This window comes from Streptomyces sp. NPDC058758, assembly GCF_042746075.1.
Classification (GTDB): Bacteria; Actinomycetota; Actinomycetes; order Streptomycetales; family Streptomycetaceae; genus Streptomyces.
Window position 1 is genome coordinate 60,571 of record NZ_JBHYPS010000036.1, and the last position, 23,869, is coordinate 84,439.

The 23,869-nt window shown below is 74.1% G+C and carries 19 protein-coding genes; 11 read left to right on the top strand and 8 right to left on the bottom strand.

From position 1 onward, the window contains the following. Positions 1–54 precede the first annotated feature (54 nt). Both ACFW6A_RS31130 and pepN read left to right on the top strand, forming a co-directional pair. Entirely contained in the window at positions 55–1,071 is a 1,017-nt protein-coding gene (locus ACFW6A_RS31130) for an aspartate-semialdehyde dehydrogenase (protein ID WP_351842964.1), read from the top strand. 141 nt (positions 1,072–1,212) lie between these two features. Further along, complete coding sequence (pepN, locus tag ACFW6A_RS31135) at positions 1,213–3,789, top strand: aminopeptidase N (protein ID WP_351842962.1); 2,577 nt, start codon at positions 1,213–1,215, stop codon at positions 3,787–3,789. Between the two features lie 87 nt (positions 3,790–3,876). On the opposite strand, the gene alc is transcribed toward pepN, so the two are convergent. From alc to ACFW6A_RS31155, 4 genes are read right to left on the bottom strand one after another with little or no spacing between them, the layout of a single operon-like run. Next, positions 3,877–5,001 (bottom strand): allantoicase, encoded by a 1,125-nt coding sequence (gene alc, locus ACFW6A_RS31140; protein WP_351842960.1) that lies wholly within the window; start codon positions 4,999–5,001, stop codon positions 3,877–3,879. A 58-nt stretch (positions 5,002–5,059) separates the two neighbouring features. After that, a complete protein-coding gene (locus ACFW6A_RS31145) occupies positions 5,060–5,986 on the bottom strand; it encodes a LysR family transcriptional regulator (protein ID WP_351842958.1) in 927 nt (308 codons plus the stop codon). A gap of 23 nt (positions 5,987–6,009) precedes the next feature. After that, positions 6,010–6,939: a DMT family transporter gene (locus tag ACFW6A_RS31150; protein WP_351842956.1), complete on the bottom strand. Its 930-nt coding sequence runs from the start codon at positions 6,937–6,939 to the stop codon at positions 6,010–6,012. A 5-nt stretch (positions 6,940–6,944) separates the two neighbouring features. Further along, positions 6,945–7,892, bottom strand: coding sequence for an EamA family transporter (locus tag ACFW6A_RS31155; protein ID WP_351842954.1), 948 nt, complete (start codon positions 7,890–7,892; stop codon positions 6,945–6,947). Between the two features lie 138 nt (positions 7,893–8,030). On the opposite strand from ACFW6A_RS31155, the gene ACFW6A_RS31160 reads away from it, so the two are divergent. Beyond that, positions 8,031–8,537: a MarR family transcriptional regulator gene (locus ACFW6A_RS31160; RefSeq protein ID WP_351842952.1), complete on the top strand. Its 507-nt coding sequence runs from the start codon at positions 8,031–8,033 to the stop codon at positions 8,535–8,537. A 132-nt stretch (positions 8,538–8,669) separates the two neighbouring features. On the opposite strand, the gene ACFW6A_RS31165 is transcribed toward ACFW6A_RS31160, so the two are convergent. Genes ACFW6A_RS31165 through ACFW6A_RS31175 form a run of 3 tightly spaced genes read right to left on the bottom strand, consistent with a single transcriptional unit; the run spans position 8,670 to position 11,249 of the window. Next, positions 8,670–8,897, bottom strand: a complete 228-nt coding sequence (locus ACFW6A_RS31165; protein ID WP_351842950.1) for a hypothetical protein — start codon at positions 8,895–8,897, stop codon at positions 8,670–8,672. 20 nt (positions 8,898–8,917) lie between these two features. Then, complete coding sequence (gene malQ, locus ACFW6A_RS31170; protein WP_351842948.1) at positions 8,918–11,005, bottom strand: 4-alpha-glucanotransferase; 2,088 nt, start codon at positions 11,003–11,005, stop codon at positions 8,918–8,920. A 1-nt stretch (position 11,006) separates the two neighbouring features. Further along, on the bottom strand, positions 11,007–11,249 hold the full coding sequence (locus ACFW6A_RS31175; protein WP_386644568.1) for a hypothetical protein: 243 nt from the start codon (positions 11,247–11,249) through the stop codon (positions 11,007–11,009). 344 nt (positions 11,250–11,593) lie between these two features. On the opposite strand from ACFW6A_RS31175, the gene ACFW6A_RS31180 reads away from it, so the two are divergent. After that, positions 11,594–14,830, top strand: coding sequence for a beta-N-acetylglucosaminidase domain-containing protein (locus ACFW6A_RS31180; protein ID WP_386644571.1), 3,237 nt, complete (start codon positions 11,594–11,596; stop codon positions 14,828–14,830). Between the two features lie 60 nt (positions 14,831–14,890). On the opposite strand, the gene ACFW6A_RS31185 is transcribed toward ACFW6A_RS31180, so the two are convergent. Further along, entirely contained in the window at positions 14,891–15,454 is a 564-nt protein-coding gene (locus ACFW6A_RS31185) for an HNH endonuclease (protein WP_043230089.1), read from the bottom strand. A 240-nt stretch (positions 15,455–15,694) separates the two neighbouring features. On the opposite strand from ACFW6A_RS31185, the gene ACFW6A_RS31190 reads away from it, so the two are divergent. From ACFW6A_RS31190 to ACFW6A_RS31220, 7 genes are all read left to right on the top strand, one after another. Further along, a complete protein-coding gene (locus ACFW6A_RS31190; protein ID WP_386644558.1) occupies positions 15,695–16,777 on the top strand; it encodes a mechanosensitive ion channel family protein in 1,083 nt (360 codons plus the stop codon). A 211-nt stretch (positions 16,778–16,988) separates the two neighbouring features. After that, positions 16,989–18,197, top strand: coding sequence for an ROK family transcriptional regulator (locus tag ACFW6A_RS31195; RefSeq protein ID WP_351842944.1), 1,209 nt, complete (start codon positions 16,989–16,991; stop codon positions 18,195–18,197). A gap of 61 nt (positions 18,198–18,258) precedes the next feature. Continuing rightward, entirely contained in the window at positions 18,259–19,605 is a 1,347-nt protein-coding gene (locus ACFW6A_RS31200; RefSeq protein ID WP_351842942.1) for an ABC transporter substrate-binding protein, read from the top strand. Between the two features lie 16 nt (positions 19,606–19,621). After that, positions 19,622–20,632, top strand: a complete 1,011-nt coding sequence (locus ACFW6A_RS31205; RefSeq protein WP_386483982.1) for a carbohydrate ABC transporter permease — start codon at positions 19,622–19,624, stop codon at positions 20,630–20,632. 3 nt (positions 20,633–20,635) lie between these two features. Beyond that, positions 20,636–21,508 carry a carbohydrate ABC transporter permease gene (locus ACFW6A_RS31210; RefSeq protein WP_351842940.1) on the top strand — a complete coding sequence of 291 codons (873 nt, stop codon included), beginning with the start codon at positions 20,636–20,638 and terminating at the stop codon, positions 21,506–21,508. 7 nt (positions 21,509–21,515) lie between these two features. Next, positions 21,516–22,781: a 6-phospho-beta-glucosidase gene (locus ACFW6A_RS31215; RefSeq protein ID WP_351842938.1), complete on the top strand. Its 1,266-nt coding sequence runs from the start codon at positions 21,516–21,518 to the stop codon at positions 22,779–22,781. Beyond that, on the top strand, positions 22,772–23,752 hold the full coding sequence (locus ACFW6A_RS31220; RefSeq protein WP_386644562.1) for an N-acetylglucosamine kinase: 981 nt from the start codon (positions 22,772–22,774) through the stop codon (positions 23,750–23,752). The genes ACFW6A_RS31215 and ACFW6A_RS31220 overlap by 10 nt, the downstream gene beginning before the upstream one ends. Positions 23,753–23,869 lie beyond the last annotated feature (117 nt).

The window sequence follows — 23,869 nt, forward strand, 5'->3', positions numbered from 1 at the left end:
CGGCACGCATCATGGAGGGCGGCAGCACCTGCACACACGTACGGAGGAGTCCCCGTGAAGGTCGGAATCGTCGGAGCCACCGGTCAGGTCGGCACAGTCATGCGCAAGATCCTGGCCGAGCGGAACTTCCCGGTCGACGAGCTGCGGCTCTTCGCCTCCGCCCGGTCCGCCGGCACGGTCGTGGACGGCGTCACCGTCGAGGACGCCTCGACCGCCGACTACACCGGCCTGGACATCGTGCTCTTCTCCGCCGGCGGCGCCACCTCCAAGGCCCTCGCCGAGAAGGTCGCCTCCCAGGGCGCCGTCGTGATCGACAACTCCTCCGCCTGGCGCCGCGACCCCGAGGTCCCCCTCGTCGTCTCCGAGGTCAACCCGCACGCGGTCAAGGACCGCCCCAAGGGCATCATCGCCAACCCGAACTGCACCACGATGGCCGCCATGCCGGTCCTCAAGCCGCTCCACCAGGAGGCCGGCCTCACCGCGCTGGTCGCCACCACCTACCAGGCCGTCTCCGGCTCGGGCGTGGCCGGCGTCGCCGAGCTGCGCACCCAGGCGTGCGCCGTCGCCGAGCAGGCCGACCAGCTGGCCTTCGACGGCGAGGCCGTCGCGTTCCCCGAGCCCGCCGTCTACAAGCGTCCGATCGCCTTCAACGTGGTCCCGCTGGCCGGCTCGATCGTGGACGACGGCTCCTTCGAGACCGACGAGGAGCAGAAGCTCCGCCACGAGTCCCGCAAGATCCTGGAGATCCCGGAGCTGAAGGTCTCGGGCACCTGCGTCCGCGTCCCGGTCTTCTCCGGCCACTCGCTCCAGGTGAACGTCCGCTTCGACCGCCCGATCAGCGTCGAGCGCGCCTACGAGCTGCTGAAGGACGCCGAGGGCGTCGAGCTGTCCGAGATCCCGACCCCGCTCCAGGCGGCCGGCAAGGACGCCTCGTACGTGGGCCGCATCCGCGTCGACGAGACGGTGGACAACGGCCTGGCGCTCTTCCTCTCCAACGACAACCTCCGCAAGGGCGCCGCGCTGAACGCGGTGCAGATCGCGGAGCTGGTGGCGGCCGAGCTCAAGGGCTGACGCCGGACCGTACGCGCCGAGGGGCGGCCACCCGGGTGGGTGGCCGCCCCTCGCGTGTTCGCCCTGGGAAATGCGCGATGCGCCCGCGACTCACCCCGTGGAAGGATGGCCCAAACGTCACGAAACCGAGGAGTTGACCGGGTGCCTGGTACGAACCTGACCCGTGAAGAGGCGGAAGCGCGGGCGGCGCTGCTGACCGTGGACGCGTACGAGGTCGAACTGGACCTCACGGGTGCGCAGGAGGGCGGCACCTACCGGTCCGTCACCACCGTCCGCTTCGATTCCGCCGAGGCGGGCGCCGAGACCTTCATCGACCTCGTCGCCCCCGCCGTCCACGAGGCCGTGCTCAACGGCCACGCGCTGGACGTGGCCGCCGTCTTCCGCGACTCGCGGATCGCCCTGCCGCACCTGAAGCAGGGCCGCAACGAACTGCGCGTGGTCGCGGACTGCGCGTACACCAACACCGGTGAGGGCCTGCACCGCTTCGTCGACCCGGTCGACGGCCAGGCCTACCTGTACACGCAGTTCGAGGTGCCGGACGCGCGCCGCGTCTTCGCCTCCTTCGAGCAGCCGGACCTCAAGGCGACCTTCCGGTTCACGGTGAAGGCGCCGGAGGGCTGGAGCGTCATCTCCAACTCGCCGACCCCGGAGCCGAAGGACGGGGTGTGGGCCTTCGAGCCGACCCCGCGGATCTCCTCGTACATCACGGCCCTGATCGTCGGCCCGTACCACGCGGTGCACTCGTCGTACGAGGGCCCGGACGGGCAGGTCGTGCCGCTGGGCATCTACTGCCGCCCCTCGCTGGCCGAGTTCCTGGACGCGGACCACATCTTCGACGTGACCCGGCAGGGCTTCGACTGGTTCCAGGAGAAGTTCGCCTACGCCTACCCGTTCGCCAAGTACGACCAGCTGTTCGTGCCGGAGTTCAACGCGGGCGCGATGGAGAACGCGGGCGCGGTCACCATCCGCGACCAGTACGTCTTCCGCTCGAAGGTGACGGACGCGGCCTACGAGCGCCGCGCCGAGACCATCCTCCACGAGCTGGCCCACATGTGGTTCGGCGACCTGGTGACCATGGAGTGGTGGAACGACCTGTGGCTGAACGAGTCGTTCGCCACCTACACCTCGGTCGCCTGCCAGGCGTCCGTGGCGGGCACCCGCTGGCCGAACGCCTGGACCACCTTCGCCAACGCGGAGAAGACCTGGGCCTACCGCCAGGACCAGCTGCCGTCGACGCACCCGATCATGGCCGAGATCAACGACCTGGAGGACGTGCTCGTCAACTTCGACGGCATCACGTACGCCAAGGGCGCCTCGGTCCTCAAGCAGCTCGTCGCCTACGTCGGCCAGGACGAGTTCTTCAAGGGCGTGCAGGCGTACTTCCAGCGCCACGCCTTCGGCAACACCCGTCTGAGCGACCTGCTGGGCGCGCTGGAGGAGACCTCCGGCCGCGACCTGAAGACCTGGTCGAAGGCGTGGCTGGAGACGGCCGGCATCAACGTGCTGCGCCCGGAGATCGAGACCGACGAGAACGGCTCGATCACCGCCTTCGCGGTGCGCCAGGAGGCCCCGGCGCTCCCCGCCGGCGCCAAGGGCGAGGCCGTGCTCCGCCCGCACCGCATCGCGATCGGCTTCTACGACCTCGACGCGGCCGGCAAGCTGGTCCGCACCGAGCGCCTGGAGCTGGACATCGAGGCGGCCGGGCTGACCGAGGTGCCGGCGCTGGTCGGCAAGGCCCGTCCGGCGGTCGTGCTGCTGAACGACGACGACCTGTCGTACGCCAAGGTCCGCCTCGACGAGGTGTCGCTGCGGAACGTGACCGCGCACCTCGGCGACTTCGCCGAGTCGCTGCCGCGCGCGCTGTGCTGGGCGTCGGCCTGGGACATGACCCGGGACGGCGAGCTGGCCACCCGCGACTACCTGGAGCTGGTGCTGTCCGGCATCGCCAAGGAGTCGGACATCGGCGTGGTGCAGTCCCTCCAGGGCCAGGTGAAGGCGGCGCTGGAGCTGTACGCGGCGCCGGAGTGGCGCGACGCGGGCCTGACCCGCTGGACCGAGGCGGCGCTGACCCACCTCAAGGCGGCCGCGCCGGCGAGCGACCACCAGCTGGCGTGGGCGCGGGCCTTCGCCGCCACCGCCCGGACGCCGCAGCAGCTCGACCTGCTCGCCGCGCTCCTGGAGGGCCGCGAGACGATCGAGGGCCTCGCCGTCGACGCCGAGCTGCGCTGGGCGTTCGTGCAGCGGCTCGCCGCGACCGGCGTCTTCGACGAGCCGGAGATCGCCGCGGAGCTGGAGCGGGACCGTACGGCCGCCGGTGAGCGGCACGCCGCCACGGCCCGCGCGGCCCGCCCGACCGAGGCCGCGAAGGCGGAGGCCTGGGCCTCGGTCGTCGAGGACGACAAGCTGGCCAACGCGGTGCAGGAGGCGGTGATCGGCGGCTTCGTCCAGGCCGACCAGCGCGAGCTGCTCGCGCCGTACACGGAGAAGTACTTCGCGTCGATCAAGCGCGTGTCGGAGACCCGCAGCCACGAGATGATCCAGCAGATCGTGGTCGGTCTCTACCCGACGCTCCAGGTCTCGCAGGAGACGCTGGACGCGACGGACGCGTGGATCGCGGCGAACGACCCGGTGCCGGCGCTGCGGCGCCTGGTCACGGAGTCGCGCGCCGGTGTCGAGCGGGCGCTGAGGGCCCGCGCGGCGGACGCGGCGGCGGGGTAACCACCGCCGGAAGGCAGGGCGAAGGGGCGTCCTCCCCCGTGGGGGCGCCCCTTCGCCGTGCCCGGGGGCCGGCCCCGCCGGGGGGGGTCAGCGGCTCGCGCGGTCGAAGCGGGCGCGCAGGTCGGCGGCGCCCTCCTCGGTCAGGGAGCCGTGCAGGCGCATGCGGGCGACGCCGCCGTCGGGGAAGGCGTCGAGGCGCACGTGGGTGACGACCGCCTGGGCGGGGAGCTTGAAGCGGTGCAGGGTGTCGGGCTGGAGGCGGGTGCGCGGGACGATCTCGAACCACTCGCCGGACTCGCCGTTGCGGCCCTGGAGGGCGATCCAGCCGGCCGAGTTGCCCTTGAGGTAGGCGGTGTCGATCTCGACGGCGCGGACGGCGCCCTGGGCGGGGAGGCGGAAGCGGACCCAGTCGTTGGTGCCGCGGACGCGGCGGCGGCGGTTCTCCCAGCCGTCGTCCATCTTGCGGGAGGTGCCGGGCAGGATGATCTGGGTCGGCGAGGAGTAGAACTTGTCGGAGGCGTCCTCGTACGACCCGCCGTTGAGGACGGAGAGCAGGTCGATCGTGCCGAGGAGGTCCAGCCACTCGGGGTCGGGCAGCACCTCGCCGTGGACGCGGAGGCGGGCGACGCCGCCGTCCGGGTGCTGGCAGAGGCGGACGTGGGTCCAGCGGCGGTCGCTGTCGATCGCGAAGCCGTTGGCGGCGTGGCCGCGGACGGGGGTGGGCGGGACGAGCTCCTCCCACGTGGCGTCGAGCAGCTCCTCGGGGCTCGGGCTGCCCTCGACGGCGGTGGCCTGGACGCTGACCTTCTGCGGGTAGTTGCCGCGGAAGTGGGCGGTGTCGACGATCAGGCCCCTGATGACGCCGGGGGCGCCGAGGCGGACGATCGCCCAGTCGTGGTCCTCGGGGGCGGGGAAGACGTTGTCGGCGTCGGCGCCGCGGCGGCGGCGGGTCTCCCAGCCGTCCATGATCTTGCCCTTGTGGCCGAAGTGCTCCGGGTCGAAGACGGCCCGCTCGCGGACGAGCAGGTTCTCGCGCTCGGCGAAGAACTCGTCGTTGGCCGCGACGACGCCGGCGCCGAGGCGGCGGTCGGCGAGGTCGACCAGCTCGGTGAAGGGGAAGTCGCCGGTGCGGTAGTCGGCGTACGGGTCGCCCCCGGCGTACGGGGCGGCGTCGTTGGCGTGCGGGTCCTGGGTGTCCTCGATGGCGGTCATGGTCCGACTGTCCCGCGCCGGAAGCCGGCGGTCCATCGAATGTTTTCGACAGGTCTTTTCAGCTCCGCTGAACGCTCTCGCGCTCCACGGCGACCTGCCGGAGCGCCGCGAGGACCCGGGCCGGGGCCGGGGCCTCCTCGGCGCCGCGCCGGACGGCCGCGACGACGTGGCGGCGGGGCTGGTCGGCGGAGAGGACCCGCATGACGACGCCGGCGCCGCTCCTGCGGTCCGCGGCGGCCATCCGGGGCACGAGGGCGATGCCGAGGCCCGCCTCGACCATGGCGAGGATCGCCGTCCAGCCGGAGGCGCTGTGGGCCTGTTCGGGCACGAAGCCGGCGGCCTCGCAGGCGGCGGTGGTGATCTCGGACCAGGGCCCCGAGCCACCGAAGATCCAGGGCTCGGCGGCGAGGTCGGCGAGGCGCAGGCCGGGGGCGCCGGCGAGCGGGTGGCCGGCGGGCAGGGCGACGTCGAGGGGGTCGGCGAGCAGCGGCAGCCGGCTGAACTGCGGGTCGCGCGCGGTGGGCGCGTGGGCGGCGAGCGAGAGGGCGAGGTCGACCTCGCCGGCGCCGAGCAGTTCGTACGCCTCCCCCGCCTCGGCCTCCCGGATGCGGACGCCGAGCCCGGGGTGGGCGGTGCGGAGCCGCCGTACGGCGGGGACGAGGAGGGCGGGGACGGAGGTCGAGAAGGCCGCGACGCGGACCTGGCCGGCCTCGCCGCGCAGATAGCCGTCGAGTTCGGCGTCGGCGCGCTCCAGCTGGGCGAAGACGGCCTCGGCGTGGCGCAGGACGAGGTGGGCGGCGTCGGTGAGCCGGACGCGCCGCCCGTGGGCCTCCAGGAGCGGCACGCCGAGCTGGCGGGCGAGGTTGGTGAGCTGCTGGGAGACGGCCGAGGGGGTCATGAGCAGGGCCTGGGCGGTGGCGGTGACGGTGCCCCGGTCGCGCAGGGTGCGCAGGATGTGCAGCTTCTTGATGTCCCACTCGGTCATGGGCGCAACCTATCCGGCGCGCGTCAGCGGGCGGAGCTCAGTGCCACTCCGCCGAGGATCAGGGCCATGCAGGCGCCGCCGGCGAGGCCGAGGCGCTCGCCGAGGAGGGCGTACGACAGCAGGGCGACGCAGACCGGCTGGAGGTAGTAGACGACTCCGGCGCGGGCCGCTCCGATCAGGGAGATCGCCTTGTTCCAGCAGAAGAAGGCGACGGCGGAGGAGAGGACGCCGACGTAGAGCAGCGGGCCGACGGTGGCGGGGGTGGCGGGGAAGCCGCCCTGGAGGGCGAGGGAGAGGGCGTAGGCGGGGGCGAGCATGAGCGTGCCGAGCACGAAGGTGGCGCAGAGGAAGGCGAGTCCGTCGATCTCGGCCGGGCGGCGCTTGAGGAGGGCGCTGTAGGAGGCGAAGGAGAGGGCGGCGGCGAACATCCACAGGTCGCCGGCGGCGAGGTCGATCGTGAGGGAGCCCCTGCCGACGAGGAGGAGGACGCCGAGGACGGCGACCGCCGTGCCGAGGAGGCGGCGGGCGCCGAGCCGTTCGCCGCCGAGCCGGGCGTAGAGCGCCATGATCACGGGGGAGGCGGCCATGATCATGCCCATGTTGGTGGCGGAGGTGGTCAGGCCGGCCTGGTGGACCAGGGTGTTGTAGAGGGCGACGCCGAACAGCGAGGCCAGGGCGGTGAATCCGAGGTGCGCGCGGAGGAGGGCGCGCTGCCGCAGGAGCGGGCGGACGGCGAAGGGGGCGACGGCGAGGAGGGCGATGACCCAGCGCCAGAAGACCGCCTGGACGGGCGGGACGGAGTCGGCCATGTCGCGGGTGGCGACGAAGCTGCCGGACCAGACGACGGTGGCGAGGAGGGCGAGGAGCAGACCGGGACCGGTGCCCCTGGCGGGCGCCGGTCTCCGGCCTGGTTCTTCGGGTGCGGTCGCGTGGCGGGTCCTCGTGAGGGGCATGCGGCCTACCGTCGCACCCCGGAAAGCTCCAGGTCCATCGAAACTTCCTGACCGTTCTTTTCAGAGGAATCGAACGGTTCGGTGGTGGCGGGCGCGGGCTTCGCGGGGGCCAGCTGGCCCGCCAGGGTGGCGCCGAAGGCGATCACCATGCCGAGCACCTGCACCGGGCCGAGGGCCTGGCCGAGGGCGGCCCAGCCGATGACGGCGGCGGTGATCGGGGAGAGCGGGCCGAGGAGGGTGACCGAGGAGGCGCTCAGCCGCTCGATGCCGCGGAACCAGAGGAAGTAGGAGATCGCGGTGTTGCCGAGGGCGAGGTAGGCGTAGCCGGCGAGGTGGGTGCCGGTGAGGGCGGGCGGGGCGCCCTCGACGAGGAAGGCGATCGGGAGGATGACCAGGCCGCCGGCGGTGAGCTGCCAGCCGGTGAGGGCGAGGGCGCCGACGCCTTCGGGGCGGCCCCAGCGCTTGGTGAGGACGACGCCGGCGGACATCGAGAGGGCGGAGAGGAGCCCGGCGCCCACGCCGACCGCGTCGAAGGCGGCCCCGGCCCGGAGGACGACGAGGCTGACGCCGAAGGCGGCGGCGACGGCGGTGAGCAGGGTCCGCGCGGCGGGCTTCTCGCCGAGGAGGAGGGCGGCCAGGCCGACGACGAAGAGCGGTCCGACGGAGCCGACGACGGCGGCGACGCCGCCGGGGAGCCGGTAGGCGGCGAGGAAGAGCAGCGGGAAGAAGGCCCCGATGTTGAGGGCGCCGAGGGCGGCCGACTTCCACCACCAGGCGCCGCTCGGGAGCTTGCGGGTCAGCGCGAGGAGCAGCAGGCCGGCCGGCAGGGCCCGCAGGAGGCCGGTGAAGAGGGGCCGGTCGGGCGGCAGGAACTCGGTGGTGACGAAGTAGGTGGAGCCCCAGGAGATCGGGGCGAGGGCGGTGAGCGCGACGACGGCGGCCTTGCGGGACATGGCAGGACTCCCCCGGGAGTGGTGCGGCTCCGGCGGCCCGGAGCACGACTGGCTTGCTGGTAATTAACTTAGCACTAAGCTACTTACTTGCAAGTGGCTTTTTTGCCATCGCGTGGGCGGGGACGGAACACTGGGCACATGAAGACGCAGCCCCCCGCACACGACCCCGTCGACGCGATCATCGATCAGTGGGCGGCGGTACGCCCCGATCTGGAGACGCTCCCCATGGAGGTCTTCGGGAGGATCTACCGGCTGGCCGCCGCCATGCGCGGCAAGGTGGACAAGGCGTACGCGCCCCACGGCCTGGCGCTCGGGGAGTTCGACGTCCTGGGGACCCTGCGCCGGTCGGGGGCGCCCTACACGCTCTCGCCGCGCGAACTGACCGCCACCCTGATGATCACCACCGGCGGGATGACCGGCCGGCTGGACAAGCTGGAGAAGGCCGGACTGCTCACCCGCAGCCCCGACCCGAACGACCGGCGCGGACTGCGCGTCACGCTCACCGAGCGCGGCAGGGAGCTGGTGGACCAGGCGGTCGGCGCGGGCCTGGAACGGCAGCGCGAGGCCCTGGAGTCGGCGCTGACCGAGGAGGAGGCGAAGCAGCTGGCCGGGCTCCTGCGGAAGCTGCTCGCGACCACGGCGTGACGGGCGGGGGCGCGGCCCGCCCTCCGGCCCGCCGGGCGTCCGCGCGCGGACGCGCGAGGGCGCCGCACGGCCGGTGTGGCCGGGCGGCGCCCTCGGACTACGCTTCCGGGAGGCGGTGAGGCCTCCCGCGGGTCACGCCTTCTTGGACTTGTCGAGGACCATCACCAGACCGGCGATGACCAGGAACAGCACCAGCGGGGCGGCAACGAACAGGCCGAGGGTCTCGATGACCTCCAGCTTGGGGGCCGGGTCGTCGCCGTCGTCGCGGGTCAGCGCGAGCGCGGGGGACGACATGAGCAGCATCATCAGCGTCGTACCGGCCGCGACGGCGCCGGCGCGCAGGGCGTTCTTCTTGTCCACGGTGCAAAAGTAGCGAACACCTAAACGGCCCGCGCGCCCGGGGGTGCCGTACGGGCTCCGACCCCCTCGGCGGCGGTCCGCAGCAGGGCGTGCGCGCGGGGCGAGGCGGCGATCCGCTCCAGGGTGAGCGGCTGCCCGTCGGGGCCCGCGACCGGCAGCCGCCAGTTGGGGTACTCGTCCCAGGTGCCCGGCAGGTTCTGCGGCCGGCGGTCCCCCACCAGGTCCGGCAGCCAGACCCCCACCATGCGGGCCGGCGTGCGGGCCAGGAAGCGGTGCAGGGCCCGGATCTCGGCCTCCTCGCCGCCCGGCCCCTCCGGGAGCAGCCCGAGCCGCTGGAGGACGCCCCGCCACTCCTCCGTCTCCGCCGCGTCGGCGGCCCGCTCGCGCGCCAGGTCGCCGGCGAGCAGCCCCAGCCGGTGCCGCAGCACCACGTGGTCGCCGGAGAGCCGGGCGGCGGTGGGGGGCAGGTCGTGGGTGGTGACGGTGGCCACGCAGTCGGCCCGCCACGCCTCGGGCGGCAGCGGTGCGCCGCCGCCGTCCCAGTCCCGCTCGAACCAGAGCACGGAGGTGCCGAACACCCCGCGCGCGGCGAGCGCCTCGCGGACGCCCGGCTCGACGGTGCCCAGGTCCTCGCCGACGACGAGGGCGCCGGCCCGGTGCGCCTCCAGGACGAGGACGGCCAGCATCGCCTCGGCGTCGTACCGGACGTAGGTGCCCTCGGTGGGCTCCCGGCCCTCCGGCACCCACCAGAGCCGGAACAGGCCCATCACGTGGTCGATGCGCAGCGCGCCCGCGTGCCGCAGGAGTTCGCGCAGCAGACCGCGGTACGGGGCGTACCCGGCGGCGGCGAGGGCGTCGGGGCGCCACGGCGGCAGGCCCCAGTCCTGGCCCCGGGAGTTGAAGGCGTCGGGCGGGGCGCCGACCGACATCCCGGCGGCGAAGTCGCCCTGCCGGGCCCAGACGTCGGAGCCCTCGGGGTGCACGCCGACGGCCAGGTCGTGGACGAGCCCGACCGCCATCCCGGCCTCCCGCGCCGCCTCTGCGGCCTCGCCGAGCTGCCGGTCCGTCAGCCAGGCGAGACGGCAGTGGAAGTCGACCCGGGCGGCCAGCGCCGCGTCGGCGCGGACGGCCGCCGCGGCGCCGTCGGGGGTGCGCAGCGGCGCGGGCCAGGAGCGCCAGTGGGGGCCGTGGAGTTCGGCCAGCGCCTGGTAGGTGGCGTGATCCTCCAGGGCGCGTCCGCGCTCGGCGAGGAAGTCGTGGTACTCGGCGCGCCGGCCGGGGCCGGGCTCGACCGCGGCGAGGAGCTCCAGGGCGCGGAGCTTGAGCGCCCAGACGGCGTCCCGGTCGATCGTGGTGCCCTTGGCCAGGACGCTCTCGCGGAGCTCGGCGGCGGAGGCGAGGATCCGGTCCAGCTCCTCGCGCCGGCCGGGGTCCAGGTGGGCGTACTCGGGGATCCGCTCGATCCGCAGGTGGACGGGGTCGGGGAAGCGCCGGGAGGAGGGGCGGTACGGCGAGGGGTCGGAGGGCGCCCCGGGCACGCCCGCGTGCAGCGGGTTGACCTGGACGAAGCCGGCGCCGTGCGCGCGGCCCGCCCAGGAGACGAGCTCCCGCAGGTCGCCGAGGTCGCCCATGCCCCAGGAGCGTTCGGAGAGCAGCGAGTAGAGCTGCACGAGCAGGCCGTACGCGCGCGCGTCCGGGGCCGGGACGCGCGCGGGGGCGACGATCAGGGTGGCGCGGGCGGTGCGGCCGTCGGGCGCCTCGGCGTCCACGGTGTGCACGCCGAGCGGCAGCCGCTCCCAGTCGTCGCCGGTGCGGACCTCGCCGGTCTCGGTGGTGACGCGGAGCAGGGTCCCGCCGGGCAGCCCGTCCGGCGGGCGCACCGGGTCGCCGCCGGTGTGCCGGACCAGGGTGGGCGGGAGCAGGCGCTCCCGGTCGGCCCGCTCCGCCGCGCCGAGGGAGGCGGCGACCGCCTCCGGGGTGGTCGCGTCCACCCCGAGGGCGCCGAGCACCGCGACCACGGTGGCCTCGGGCACGGGCACGGTGACGCCCTCGGACGGGCTGAACGCGGTGGCGACGCCGTGACGGGCGGCGAGGCGGGCCAGGGTCACTTCACACTCCGGGGGACTCCGTGCCGCACCGGCTTCCGGGGGCGGTGGGCTCGCTGGTGAGGGGGGCGGCGCCGGTGAGGGGCGGCTCGCTGGTGAGGGGCGCGGCGCCGGCGAGCGGGGGCTCGCTGGTCAGCGGCGCGAGGTCGGCGCACGGCGGCTCGCTGGTGAGCGGCGCGGCGTCGGCGGGTGCCGGTCCGGCCTCCGGCGGGGCGCCGCCGGGGGCGGCCTGACGTGGGATCCGTATCCGTCCGGAGAGGTGGCGGGCGGTCGTGGTCACGGGGGTCTCCCGGGTCTCGTCTCGACGTGGTGGCCGGCCGGGCGGCGGGTGGCCGCCCGGCCGTGGGTGCGACGCGTGGTAGCCCTACCCACCACACCTCCCTTTGCCCCTTTTACCGGGGGAACGTGACGAAAGGGCGACAGCTCGCCGGTGGTTCACCGGGCAAAGCCGACACTTCGCCCCGGCGGATTGACACCTGCGTGCGACGGGTGGTGGGCTCGTAACCCGCTCGTGACCAACCGGCCGGGCGGGGCCCGTCCCTGACGAATCGGCGGGTCCCGGCCCCGGCGAAGGGAGACCCCGTGACCCCCGTGCGTCCGGGACGCGGACCGCGTACGGCGACCGCGGTCGCCGCCGCCGTCATCGGCGGACTCCTGGGCGGGGCCGTGCCCGGCTCGGCGGGCGCCGTCCCGCTCCCCGTGACCGCGTCCGGCCCGGCCGCCTCTCCCCCGGCGCCCGCGAAGGCCCCCGCCGGGCCCGCCGCGCGCCCGGCGGTGCCCGCGCCCCGGACCGGATCCCCGCGGGTGGCCCCGCCGGTGCCCTCCGTGTGGCCCCGGCCGCAGTCGCTGACGGCCGCCGGACCGGCCGTGCGGCTCGGCGAGCGGGTCACCCTGGTCGCGGACGGGGACGCCGATCCGTACGCCCTCGCGGCGCTGCGGGAACTGCTCGCCGAGGCCGGGGTGCGGAGCGTGCGCGAGGGGCTGCCGGGCGACGGCCCCGTGGTCCGGGTCTCGGGCCCCTCCGGGGAGGCGGCGCGGGAGGCGCTGGCGTCCTTCGGGGTGGCCGAGCGGGCCGATCTGCCGCGCGGCGGCTACCGGCTGGCCACCGGCCGCTTCGGCGGGCGGGACACCGTGGTGCTGGACGGGGTCGGCGAGGACGGGCTCTTCCACGCCGTGCAGACGCTCCGGCAGCTCCTCGGCGAGGGTCCCGGCGGCGTCGGCGGCGAGGTGCCGGGCGTCGTCGTCCGGGACTGGCCGGGCACCGCCGAGCGGGGGCTCGCGGAGGGCTTCTACGGCACGCCGTGGACGACGGAGCAGCGCCTGGCGATGGTCGACTTCCTGGGCCGCACCAAGCAGAACCGCTACCTGTACGCGCCGGGTGACGACCCGTACCGGGCGGCGCAGTGGCGCGAGCCCTACCCGGAGGCGCAGCGGGCCGGGTTCCGCGCGCTGGCCGAGCGGGCCCGGGCCCGGCACGTGACGCTGGGCTGGGCGGTGGCGCCCGCCCAGTCGATGTGCCTGTCCTCGGACGCGGACGTGGCGGCGCTGACGCGGAAGCTGGACGCGATGGCGGAGCTCGGCTTCCGCTCCTTCCAGCTCCAGTTCCCCGACGCCGGGTACGGCGAGTGGACCTGCGACGAGGACGCCGACGCCTTCGGGCGGGACGCGGCGGGCGCGGCCCGGGCGCACGCGCGCGTGGCGAACACGGTCGCCCGGCACCTGGCCGAGCGCCGGCCGGACGCCGAGCCGCTGACGGTGCTGCCGACGGAGTACTACCAGGAGGGCACCAGCGAGTACCGCTCGGCGCTCGCGCAGGCCCTGGACCCGCGCGTGCGGGTGGCGTGGACGGGCGTCGGGGTGGTGCCGCGCACCATCACCGGCACCGAACTGGCCGGGGTGCGGGCGGCCCTGGGGCAGCGCCCGCTGGTCACCATGGACAACTACCCGGTGAACGACTACGCGCAGGACCGGCTCTTCCTGGGGCCCGCCCGGGGCAGGGAGCCGGCGGTGGCGGCGGGTTCCGCCGCCTATCTGGCGCACGCGATGGAGCAACCGGCCGCCTCCCGGATCCCGCTCTTCACCACCGCCGACTTCGCCTGGAACCCGCGCGGCTACCGGCCCGGGGAGTCCTGGCGGGCGGCCGTCGCCGACCTCGCGGGCCCCGAGCCGGCCGCGCGGGCGGCGCTGGGCGCCCTGGCGGGGAACGCGGCCTCCTCGATCCTCGCCCCGGACGCCGAATCGGCCGGTCTGAAGCCGCTGATGAGCGCCTTCTGGTCGGCCCGGGCCGCGGGCCCGGCGGCCGCGCGGGAGAAGGCGGGCGCCGAGCTGCGGGCCGCCTTCACCGTGATGCGGGAGGCGCCGGAGCGGCTGGCCGGCACGGCGGACGGCGCCCTGCGCGCCGAGGCCGGGCCCTGGCTGGAACAGCTGGCGCGGTACGGGGCGGCGGGCGAGGCGGCCGTCGACATGCTCCTCGCGCAGGCGCGCGGGGACGGGCCCGCGGCCTGGCAGGCGCAGCTGCGCCTGGAGCCGCTGCGGCCGCGGATCGCGGCGAGCGGGGCGACGGTCGGCGACGGGGTCCTCGACCCGTTCCTGGACCGGGCGGCGAAGGAGGCGGCGGCCTGGACGGGCACCGACCGGGACCCGGAGCGCGCGGTGGACCGGGCCGCCGGCTCGTACACGGTGAAGCTGGACCGCGCGCGGCCGGTGGAGTCGGTGACGGTGCTGACCGGGAAGGCCCCGGGGGAGGCCGCCGCCGGGAAGGCCGCGCACGCGCGCGTGGAGGCGTACGTGGCGGGCGAGGGCTGGCGGCCTCTGGGGCCGCTGGACTCCTCGGGCTGGACGCAGACCGAGCTGAAGGGGCTGCGCGCCGAGGCGCTGCGGATCGTGTGGGACGGCGGGGGCCCGGCGCCCGACGTGCGGTCGCTGGTGCCGTGGTTCGCGGACGGGCCGAAGGCCGGCCTGGAGCTGTCCCGGACCTCGGCGGAGCTGGAGGCCGGCGGCCCGGCGGGCCGGGTGGACCTGGAGCTGACGGGGCGGCGGGCGGCCGAGGTGCGGGGCCCGCTGACGGCGCGGGCGCCGAAGGGGATCGCCGTGCGGCTGCCGGAGGAGGCCGCGGTGGAGCGCGGCGGTACGACGACGGTGCCGATGGAGGTGTCGGCGGCGGCGGACACGCCGTCCGGGGAGTACCGGGTGCCGGTGTCCTTCGCGGGCGGGGAGCGGGTGCTGACGGTGCGGGTCTTCCCGCGCACCGGCGGCCCGGACCTGGCCCGGACGGCGACGGCCTCCTCCTCCGGCGACGAGACGGCGGACTTCCCGGCCGCGCTGGCGGTGGACGGCGATCCGGCGACCCGCTGGTCCTCGCCGGCGGAGGACGGGGCCTGGTTCCAGCTGGAGCTTGCCGAACCGGCCCGGATAGGGCAGGTGGTGCTGCACTGGCAGGACGCGTACGCCTCCCGCTACCGGGTGCAGGTCTCGGCCGACGGCCGGAACTGGCGGACCGCGGCGACCGTGCCGGACGGGCGCGGCGGCAGGGAGTCGGTGCGGATGGACGCGGCGGACACCCGCTTCCTGCGGGTGCAGGGCGAGAAGCGGGCGACCCCGTACGGCTACTCGCTCTGGTCGGTGGAGACGTACGCGGTGGTGCCCCGGGACCGGCCGGAGAAGGAACGGCCGGAGACGGAGCGGCCGGGGACGGACGCGCCGAAGGCCGACACGCCGGGGGCGGACGCGCCGGTCTCCGGCACGCCGGGGACGGTCGCGCCGGGGACGGTCGCGCCGGAGGCCGGGGCGCCGGAGGAGGACGCGCCGGAGGAGGGCGTCGCCCCCTGAGCGGCGCCCTCGCCTCCGTACCCCGCCCTGGCCGGCCCGGGAACGCGGAAGGCCCGGGTCTCAGCCGGTCGTCAACGCCCCCGCGGGGGTGTCGGCGACGGAGTCGATCCGGGCCATCGCGTCCTCGGCGCCGTACGGCGTGAGGTAGGGCAGCCAACGTGGGTCCCGGTGTCCGGTCCCGATGATCCGCCAGGCCAGGCCGGTCGGCGGCGCGGGTTGGTGGCGCAGCCGCCAGCCGATCTCCCGCAGGTGCTTGTCGGCCTTGAGGTGGTTGCAGCGGCGGCAGGCCGCGACCACGTTCTCCCAGGCGTGCGTCCCTCCCCGGCTGCGCGGGATGACGTGGTCGACGCTGGTCGCCACTCCCCCGCAGTACATGCAGCGCCCGCCGTCGCGCGCGAAGAGGGCCCTGCGGGTCAAGGGAACGGGCCCCCGGTAGGGGACCCGCACGAAGCGCTTCAGCCGTACCACGCTGGGCGCGGGGACGATCTGATGCTCGCTGTGCAGGAAGGCGCCGGACTCCTCGATGCAGAGGGCCTTGTTCTCCAGAACGAGGACGAGTGCGCGGCGGAGCGGTACGACGCCCAGGGGCTCGTACGACGCGTTGAGGACCAGGACATGCGGCACGGATGCCTCCTATGACGCCGGCGGCGCGTGGCTCGCGCCGGGACGAACTGCTCTCAGTCTCTCCTCATGCCCGGCCGGAGCGCCACCACGTTCCCGCGATCGCGGGACACGCGGCGGACGTGTTCTCGACCACACCGGCATGTCTTCCGGGTATGTGCCCGGGTGAGGTCGGTCTCTCCCTCGAACAGGGCAACGGGTGCACGTCCGATGCCCCGTTAGGGTGGATGGCCTGCGTACGCGATGCCTGGAGGTTGTCCCGTGTCCTGGTCCGTCCTGGCGGCCGCCACCGAACCCGAGCCCATCCCGGTGTCTCTGGACGAGGCGGCGGAGAAGGCCACCAACGCGGCGAGCTGGGTGGAGGAGAACTGGTCCACCTGGCTCAACACCGGTCTGCGCATCCTGCTGATCGTGATCGTCGCCCTGATGCTGCGGTGGGCCGTCCGCCGCGCCCTGACGAAGCTGATCGAGCGGATGAACCGCTCCGCCCAGGCGGTGGAGGGGACGGCGCTCGGCGGGCTGCTCGTCAACGCGGAGCGCAGGCGGCAGCGGTCCGAGGCGATCGGCTCGGTGCTGCGCTCGGTGGCGTCGTTCCTGATCCTGGGCACCGCCGGGCTGATGGTGCTGGGCGCCTTCGACATCGATCTGGCGCCGCTGCTCGCCTCGGCCGGTGTGGCCGGTGTGGCGATCGGCTTCGGCGCGCGGAACCTGGTGACGGACTTCCTCTCCGGCGTCTTCATGATCCTGGAGGACCAGTACGGCGTCGGCGACTCGGTCGACGCGGGCGTGGCCTCCGGCGAGGTCGTCGAGGTGGGGCTGCGCGTGACGAAGCTGCGCGGGGTCGACGGCGAGATCTGGTACGTCCGCAACGGCGAGATCAAGCGGATAGGGAACCTCAGCCAGGGCTGGGCTACGGCGGCGGTGGACGTGACGGTCCGGCCGACGGAGGACCTGGACAAGGTGCAGGCAGTGATCGCGGCGGCGGGCGAGTCGATGGCCGAGGCCGAGCCGTGGAACGAGCGGCTGTGGGGTCCGGTGGAGGTGCTCGGCCTGACCGAGGTGCTCCTCGACTCGATGACGGTCCGGGTCTCGGCGAAGACGATGCCGGGCAAGAAGCTGGGCGTGGAGCGCGAGCTGCGCTGGCGGATCAAGCGGGGCCTGGACGAGGCCGGCATCCGGATCGTCGGCGGGCTCCCCGCGCAGGCGGAGGAGGCGGCGGCCGACCCCACGGCGGGCATGGCCGCCCCCTCGGTCTTCTCGAACGCGGCCTCGCCCCAGTCGGCGGCGGCCACCCCGCTGCCGCGGACGGACCTCTCCAAGCCCTGACCCGTCCCTCCCCCGGGCCCCGACGCCCCCGCCGGCAACGCTTCGGTTGCCGCCGGGGGCGTCTCGCGTTCACGGGTATTGACGGCCCGGTGGCGGGCGTCCTACCGTCCTCCCACCGGATAGGAAACTTTCCTAACAGTGTGGTGGGGGGAGCGGGCGCCGCCGGGCGTCAGAAGGGGCCTCCCAGCGTCGAAGGGCAGGTGCGCACGTCATGGCAGGCATCCAGGGAACCCCTGGCACCCCGCGCGTCCTGCGGGCCATGAACGACCGCGCCGCGCTCGACCTCCTCCTGGAGCACGGCACCCTTTCGCGGACCCGGATCGGCAAGCTCACCGGCCTCTCCAAGCCGACCGCCTCCCAGCTCCTCGCCCGTCTCGAAGCCGCCGGCCTGGTCCGCGCCACCGGCACCACCGAGGGCCGGCCCGGCCCCAGCGCCCAGCTGTACGCGCTGAACCCGCACGCCGGCCACGCCGCCGGGCTCGACGTCAACCAGCACCGCATCCGCGCCGCCGTCGCCGACATCACCGGCGCCGTCGTCGGCGCGTACGAGCTCCGCACCGGAGGGCGCACCGGCGAAGGCGTGGTCCGTCAGGTCACCGACGCCCTCGACGGGGCGGTCAAGGCCGCCGGGCTCACCCGGGCCGGCGTCCGGCGCCTCGTCATCGGCACCCCCGGCGCCTTCGACCCGGCCACCGGACGGCTGCGGTACGCCTCCCACCTGCCCGGCTGGCACTCCCCCACCCTCCTGGAGGAGCTGGCCGCGGTCCTGCCCATGCCCTTCGAGTACGAGAACGACGTCAACCTGGTGGCCGTCGCCGAGCGGGCCGTCGGCGCCGCCCGCGGCCACGAGGACTTCGTCCTGCTGTGGAACGAGGAGGGCCTCGGCGCCGCCCTCGTGCTCGGCGGCCGGCTGCACCGGGGCTTCACCGGCGGCGCCGGCGAGGTCGGCTTCCTGCCGGTCCCCGGCACGCCGCTGGTCCGCCAGGTCGCCAAGGCCAACTCCGGCGGCTTCCAGGAGCTCGCCGGCGTCCAGTCCGTGCCCCGGCTCGCCCGCGAGGCCGGCATCGACACCCCCGACCACCCCTACGTGCCGGTGGCGACCGGGCTGCTCGCCCGGGCCGCCGAGACCCCCGACGAGGGGCCGCACGCGGAGCTGCTCGACCGGTACGCCGAGCGGCTCGCCACCGGACTCGCCTCCCTCACCGCCGTCCTCGACCCCGAACTGATCGTGCTGTCCGGAGACGTCCTCGTCGCCGGCGGCGAACCGCTGCGGGCCCGCGTCCAGGCCGAGCTGGCCGACCTCGCGGCCTCCCGGCCGCGGCTCGTCCTGACCGCCGTCCCCCGCGGTCCCGTGCTGCGCGGGGCGCTGGAGAGCGCCCTCGCCACCACCCGCGACGAGGTCTTCGACACCTCGCGCTGACCTCGTACCAGGCTCCTTCCTCCTTCCCCCTCCGTCCTCCGCCCTCCAGGGAGACCCCGCCATGTCCGCACGCCCGCGCAGAGCAGCCGCCGCGCTCGCCGCCACCGCCTCCCTCGCCCTCCTCGCCGGCGCCTGTACCGGCTCCGCCGGCAACAAGGCGAGCGACGACCCCAAGGCCGAGACCACGATCACCTTCTGGCACGGCTGGTCGGCCCCGGCCGAGGTCAAGGCGATCGAGGACAACGTCGCCCGCTTCACCAAGGCCCACCCGAACATCAAGGTGAAGGTCGTCGGCAACATCAACGACGACAAGCTCGGCCAGGCGCTGCGCGCGGGCGGCTCCAACGGCCCGGACGTGGTGGCGTCCTTCACCACGGCCAACGTCGGCAAGTTCTGCCACACGGGCGCGCTCGCCGACCTCAAGCCCTTCGTCGAGAAGGACAAGCTGGACCTCGACAAGATCTTCCCGAAGGTCCTCCAGGACTACACCCAGTTCGAGGGCAAGCGCTGCACGCTGCCGCTGCTCTCCGACGCGTACGGGCTCTACTACAACAAGGACGCCTTCCGGAAGGCCGGGCTCGACCCCGAGGCGCCGCCGAAGACCTGGTCCGAGTTCACGAAGGCCGCCAAGGCGCTGACGAAGACCAAGGGCGACTCCTTCGAGCAGCTCGGCTTCATGCCGAACTACCTCGGCTACGAGACGGTCGTCTCGCACTACATGTCGCAGTGGAGCCACGGCGGCTACTTCGACAAGGACGGGAAGTCGACGGCCGCGTCGGACCCGGCGTTCGCCGAGATGATGACGTACCAGAAGTCGCTGGTGGACGCGCTCGGCGGCTTCCAGAAGCTGGACAAGTACCGCACCACCTTCGGTGACGAGTGGGGCGCCAAGCACCCCTTCCACACCGGCCAGGTCGCCATGCAGCTGGACGGCGAGTGGCGGCTGAACTTCATCAAGGACGCCAAGGTGCCCTTCGAGGTCGGCGTCGCGCCGCTGCCCGTCGCCGACGACGAGGTCGCCGAGTACGGCAAGGGCTACCTCTCCGGCACGATCATGGGCATCGCCCCGCAGTCGAAGAAGCAGAACGCCGCCTGGGAGCTGGTCAAGTACATGACCACGGACACCGAGGCGGTGGTGGACTTCGCCAACGCCATCGGCAACGTCCCCTCCACCCTCGACGCCCTCAAGTCCCCCGGCCTGAAGTTCGACGCCCGCTTCACGACCTTCCTCGACATCGCCCGGCACCCGAAGTCCACCACCTCGGACGGCGCGGTGAACGGCTCCGCGTACCAGGACACCCTCCAGAAGTTCGCCCAGCAGTACGAGAAGGGCCAGGTCACCGACCTGAAGAAGGGGCTCGCCGACACCGCCGCCCAGATCGACCGCGACATCGCCGCGGCGAAGTGACGGCCGGACCCCGCCCATGAGCACGGACACCCTGCCCGCGAAGGAGGCGGCCTCCCCGGCCGCCTCCGGCCCCGGCTCCTCCGCCGCCCGGCGCAACACCCTGCGGTCGAGGCGCCGGAGCAACGCCCTGCGGACCCTGGCCTTCATGTCGCCCTGGCTGATCGGCTTCGGCTTCTTCTTCGTCTACCCGCTGGTCTCGACCGTCTACTTCTCGCTGATGAAGTACGACGGGCTCAACGCGCCCGAGTGGCGCGGCCTGGACAACTGGGAGTACGTCCTCACGTCCTTCCCGCAGTTCTGGCCCGCCCTGCGGAACACCCTCTGGCTCTGCGTCGTCATGGTGAGCTGCCGGGTCGTCTTCGGACTCGGCATCGGCATGCTCATCACCAAGATCAAGACGGGGGCCGGGATCTTCCGGACCCTCTTCTACCTGCCCTTCCTGGCCCCGCCGGTGGCGGCGACGCTCGCCTTCGTCTTCCTGCTCAACCCCGGCACCGGGCCGGTCAACACGCTCCTGGAGGCCATCGGCCTGCCCGCCCCCGCCTGGTTCACCGACCCGGCCTGGGCCAAGCCGGCGCTGACCCTCCTCGCCGTGTGGGGCATCGGCGACCTCATGGTCATCTTCATGGCCGCCCTGCTCGACGTGCCCAAGGAGCAGTACGAGGCCGCCGAGCTGGACGGCGCGAACGCGCGGCAGCGGTTCCGGCACATCACGCTGCCGAACATCTCGCCGATCATCCTCTTCGCGGTGGTCACCGGGATCATCGGCGCGATGCAGTACTACACCCAGCCGATCGTGGCCTCGAAGGTCGCCTCCGGCGTGATGGGCGGCTCCGGCGTCACCTTCGTCCCCGGCTATCCGGACGACTCCACGCTGACCCTGCCGCAGCTCGTCTACAGCCTCGGCTTCAGCCAGTTCAACTACGGCGCGGCCTGTGTGGTGGCGCTCGTGCTCTTCGCCTTCTCCATGGCCTTCACCGCGCTGCTCATGCGCCGGCGCGGCGGCCTGATCGGCTCGGGTGACTGAACCATGACCCTCACCGCCCCCGCGACCGGCACCGCCGCGAGGCGGGCCCGCCGGACGGCCCTGCTGCACTGGATCGCCGTGCACGCGCTCGGGATCGCCGCGGCCCTCTTCTTCGTGCTGCCGTTCGTCTTCGTCGTCCTCACCTCGCTGATGAGCGACCAGCAGGCGCTGACCCGCGACCTCACGCCGGACTCCTGGCACTTCGGGAACTACCTCAAGGTCTTCGAGACCGAGGGCTTCCTGACCTGGTGGAAGAACTCCCTGCTGTACGCCGGGCTCGGCACCGTCCTCGTCGTGGTGTCGTCGCTGCCCGTCGCGTACGCGCTCGCCAAGTTCCGCTTCCGCGGCCGGCACCTGTCGCTGCTGCTGGTGATCTCGATGATGATGCTGCCGCCGCAGGTCGTGATCATCCCCATGTACCTGTTCTGGGCCCAGCAGATGGACCTCTCCGGCTCGCTGTGGCCGCTGATCGTCCCGATGGCCTTCGGCGACGCCTTCGCGATCTTCCTGCTGCGGCAGTTCCTCCTCACCATCCCCGACGAGTACGTCGAGGCGGCCCGGATCGACGGCTGCGGCGAACTGCGCATCCTGCTGCGGGTCGTGCTGCCGATGGCGAAGCCGGCCGTCGCCGCCGTCGCCCTCTTCCAGTTCTTCTACTGCTGGAACGACTACTTCGGGCCGCAGATCTACGCCTCCGAGAACCCGGCCGCCTGGACGCTCAGTTACGGCCTGGAGTCCTTCAAGGGCGCGCACCACACCGACTGGAACCTGACCATGGCCGCGACCGTACTGGTCATGGCCCCCGTGATCCTCGTGTTCTTCTTCGCGCAGAAGGCGTTCGTCGAGGGAGTCACCCTGACCGGAGTGAAGGGCTGATACGAGAATGAAGCTCGCTGTCGTGGGGGGCGGATCGACCTACACCCCCGAACTGATCGACGGATTCGCGCGGCTGCGCGACACCCTGCCCCTCACCGAACTCGTCCTCGTCGACCCGGCCGCCGACCGCCTCGACCTCGTCGGCGGGCTCGCCCGCCGGATCTTCGCCAAGCAGGCGCACGACGGACGGATCACCACCACGACCGACCTCGACGCCGCCGTCGAGGGCGCCGACGCCGTCCTCCTCCAGCTCCGCGTCGGCGGCCAGGCCGCCCGGAACCAGGACGAGACCTGGCCGCTGGAGTGCGGCTGCGTCGGCCAGGAGACCACCGGCGCCGGCGGCCTCGCCAAGGCGCTGCGCACGGTCCCCGTCGTCCTCGACATCGCCGACCGGGTCCGGCGCACCAACCCCGACGCCTGGATCATCGACTTCACCAACCCCGTCGGCATCGTCACCCGCGCCCTGCTGAACGCCGGGCACAAGGCCGTCGGCCTGTGCAACGTCGCCATCGGCTTCCAGCGGAAGTTCGCGAAGCTCCTCGACGTGACCCCGGCCGAGGTCCACCTCGACCACGTCGGCCTCAACCACCTCACCTGGGAGACCGGCGTCCGGCTCGGCGGCCCGGACGGCGAGGACGTGCTGCCGCGGCTGCTCGCCGAGCACGGCGACGCCATCGCCGCCGACCTGCGCCTGCCGCGCCCGGTGGTGGACCGGCTCGGCGTCGTCCCCTCCTACTACCTGCGCTACTTCTACGCGCACGACGAGGTCGTGGAGGAGCTGCGCACCAAGCCCTCGCGGGCCGCCGAGGTCGCCGCCATGGAGAAGGAACTCCTGGAGATGTACGGCGACCCGGCGCTCGACGAGAAGCCCGCGCTGCTCGGGAAGCGCGGCGGCGCCTTCTACTCGGAGGCGGCGGTGGACCTGGCGGCCTCGCTGCTGGCGGGCGGGGGCTCGCCGCACCAGGTGGTCAACACGTACAACAACGGCACGCTGCCCTTCCTGCCGGACGACGCCGTCATCGAGACGCAGGCGGCGGTGGGCACGGGCGGGGCGGTGCCGCTGCCCGTGGCACCGGTCGACCCGCTGTACGCCGGGCTGATCGCGAACGTCACGGCCTACGAGGACCTGGCGCTCGACGCGGCCCTGCGCGGCGGCCGGGAGCGGGTCTTCAAGGCGCTGCTCGCCCACCCGCTGGTCGGGCAGTACGCCTACGCCGAGCAGCTCGCCGACCGGCTGATCGCGCACAACCGGGAGCACCTCGCGTGGGCGTGAACGGGGGGCTGCTCGCGGTCGACGCGGGCAACAGCAAGACCGACGTGGCGGTCCTCGCGCCGGACGGCACGGTGCTGGGAACGGCGCGCGGGGGCGGCTTCCAGCCGCCGCTGGTGGGGGTGGCCGCGGCCGTCGACGGGCTGGCGGAGATCGTGGACCGGGCCTGGCGGGCGGCGGGCGGTCCGGGGGACCCCGCCTTCGCCCACGTCACCGCCTGCCTCGCCAACGCCGACCTGCCGGTCGAGGAGCTGGAGCTGGAGCGGGAGCTCCTGGCGCGCGGGTGGAGCCGTTCGGTACGGGTCCACAACGACACCTTCGCCATACTGCGGGCCGGGATCGACGAACCGCGCGGGGTGGCCGTGGTCTGCGGCGCGGGCGTCAACTGCGTGGGCATGACCCCGGACGGGCGGACCGCCCGCTTCCCGGCGATCGGGAAGATCTCCGGGGACTGGGGCGGGGGCGGCGGCCTCTCCGACGAGGCCATGTGGTTCGCGGCCCGCGCGGAGGACGGCCGGGGCGAGCCGACGGAGCTGGCCCGCGCGCTGCCCGCGCACTTCGGCCTGGACACGATGTACGCGCTGATCGAGGCCGTCCACCTGGGCCGGATCCCGCACGCCCGGCGGCACGAGCTGACGCCGGTGCTGTTCCGGGTGGCGGCGGAGGGCGACCCGGTCGCGCTGTCCCTGGTGCACCGGATGGCCGAGGAGGTCGTGGCGCTGTCGACGGTGGCGCTGCGCCGGCTCGGACTCCTCGACGAGGAGGCGCCGGTGGTCCTCGGCGGCAGCGTCCTGGCGGCCCGGCACCCGCAGTTGGAGGACCGGATCCGCGCACTCCTCGCCGAGCGGGCACCGAAGGCGGACGTCCGCTTCGTGACGGCGCCCCCGGTGCTGGGCGCGGGGCTGCTCGCCCTGGACGAGCGGAGGGCGGACGCGGAGGCGGCGCGGAGGCTGCGGGAGCACTACGCGGCCTGACGTCCCGTCGGTGGGGGGGCGCCCGCCCCGGGGGGCCCCCCCCCCCAATTAGCCCCGAAGAAAGATCCCCCCGACCCAACCCAAACGCGGGGTACCGCGGATTAGGGGGGGAGGCCG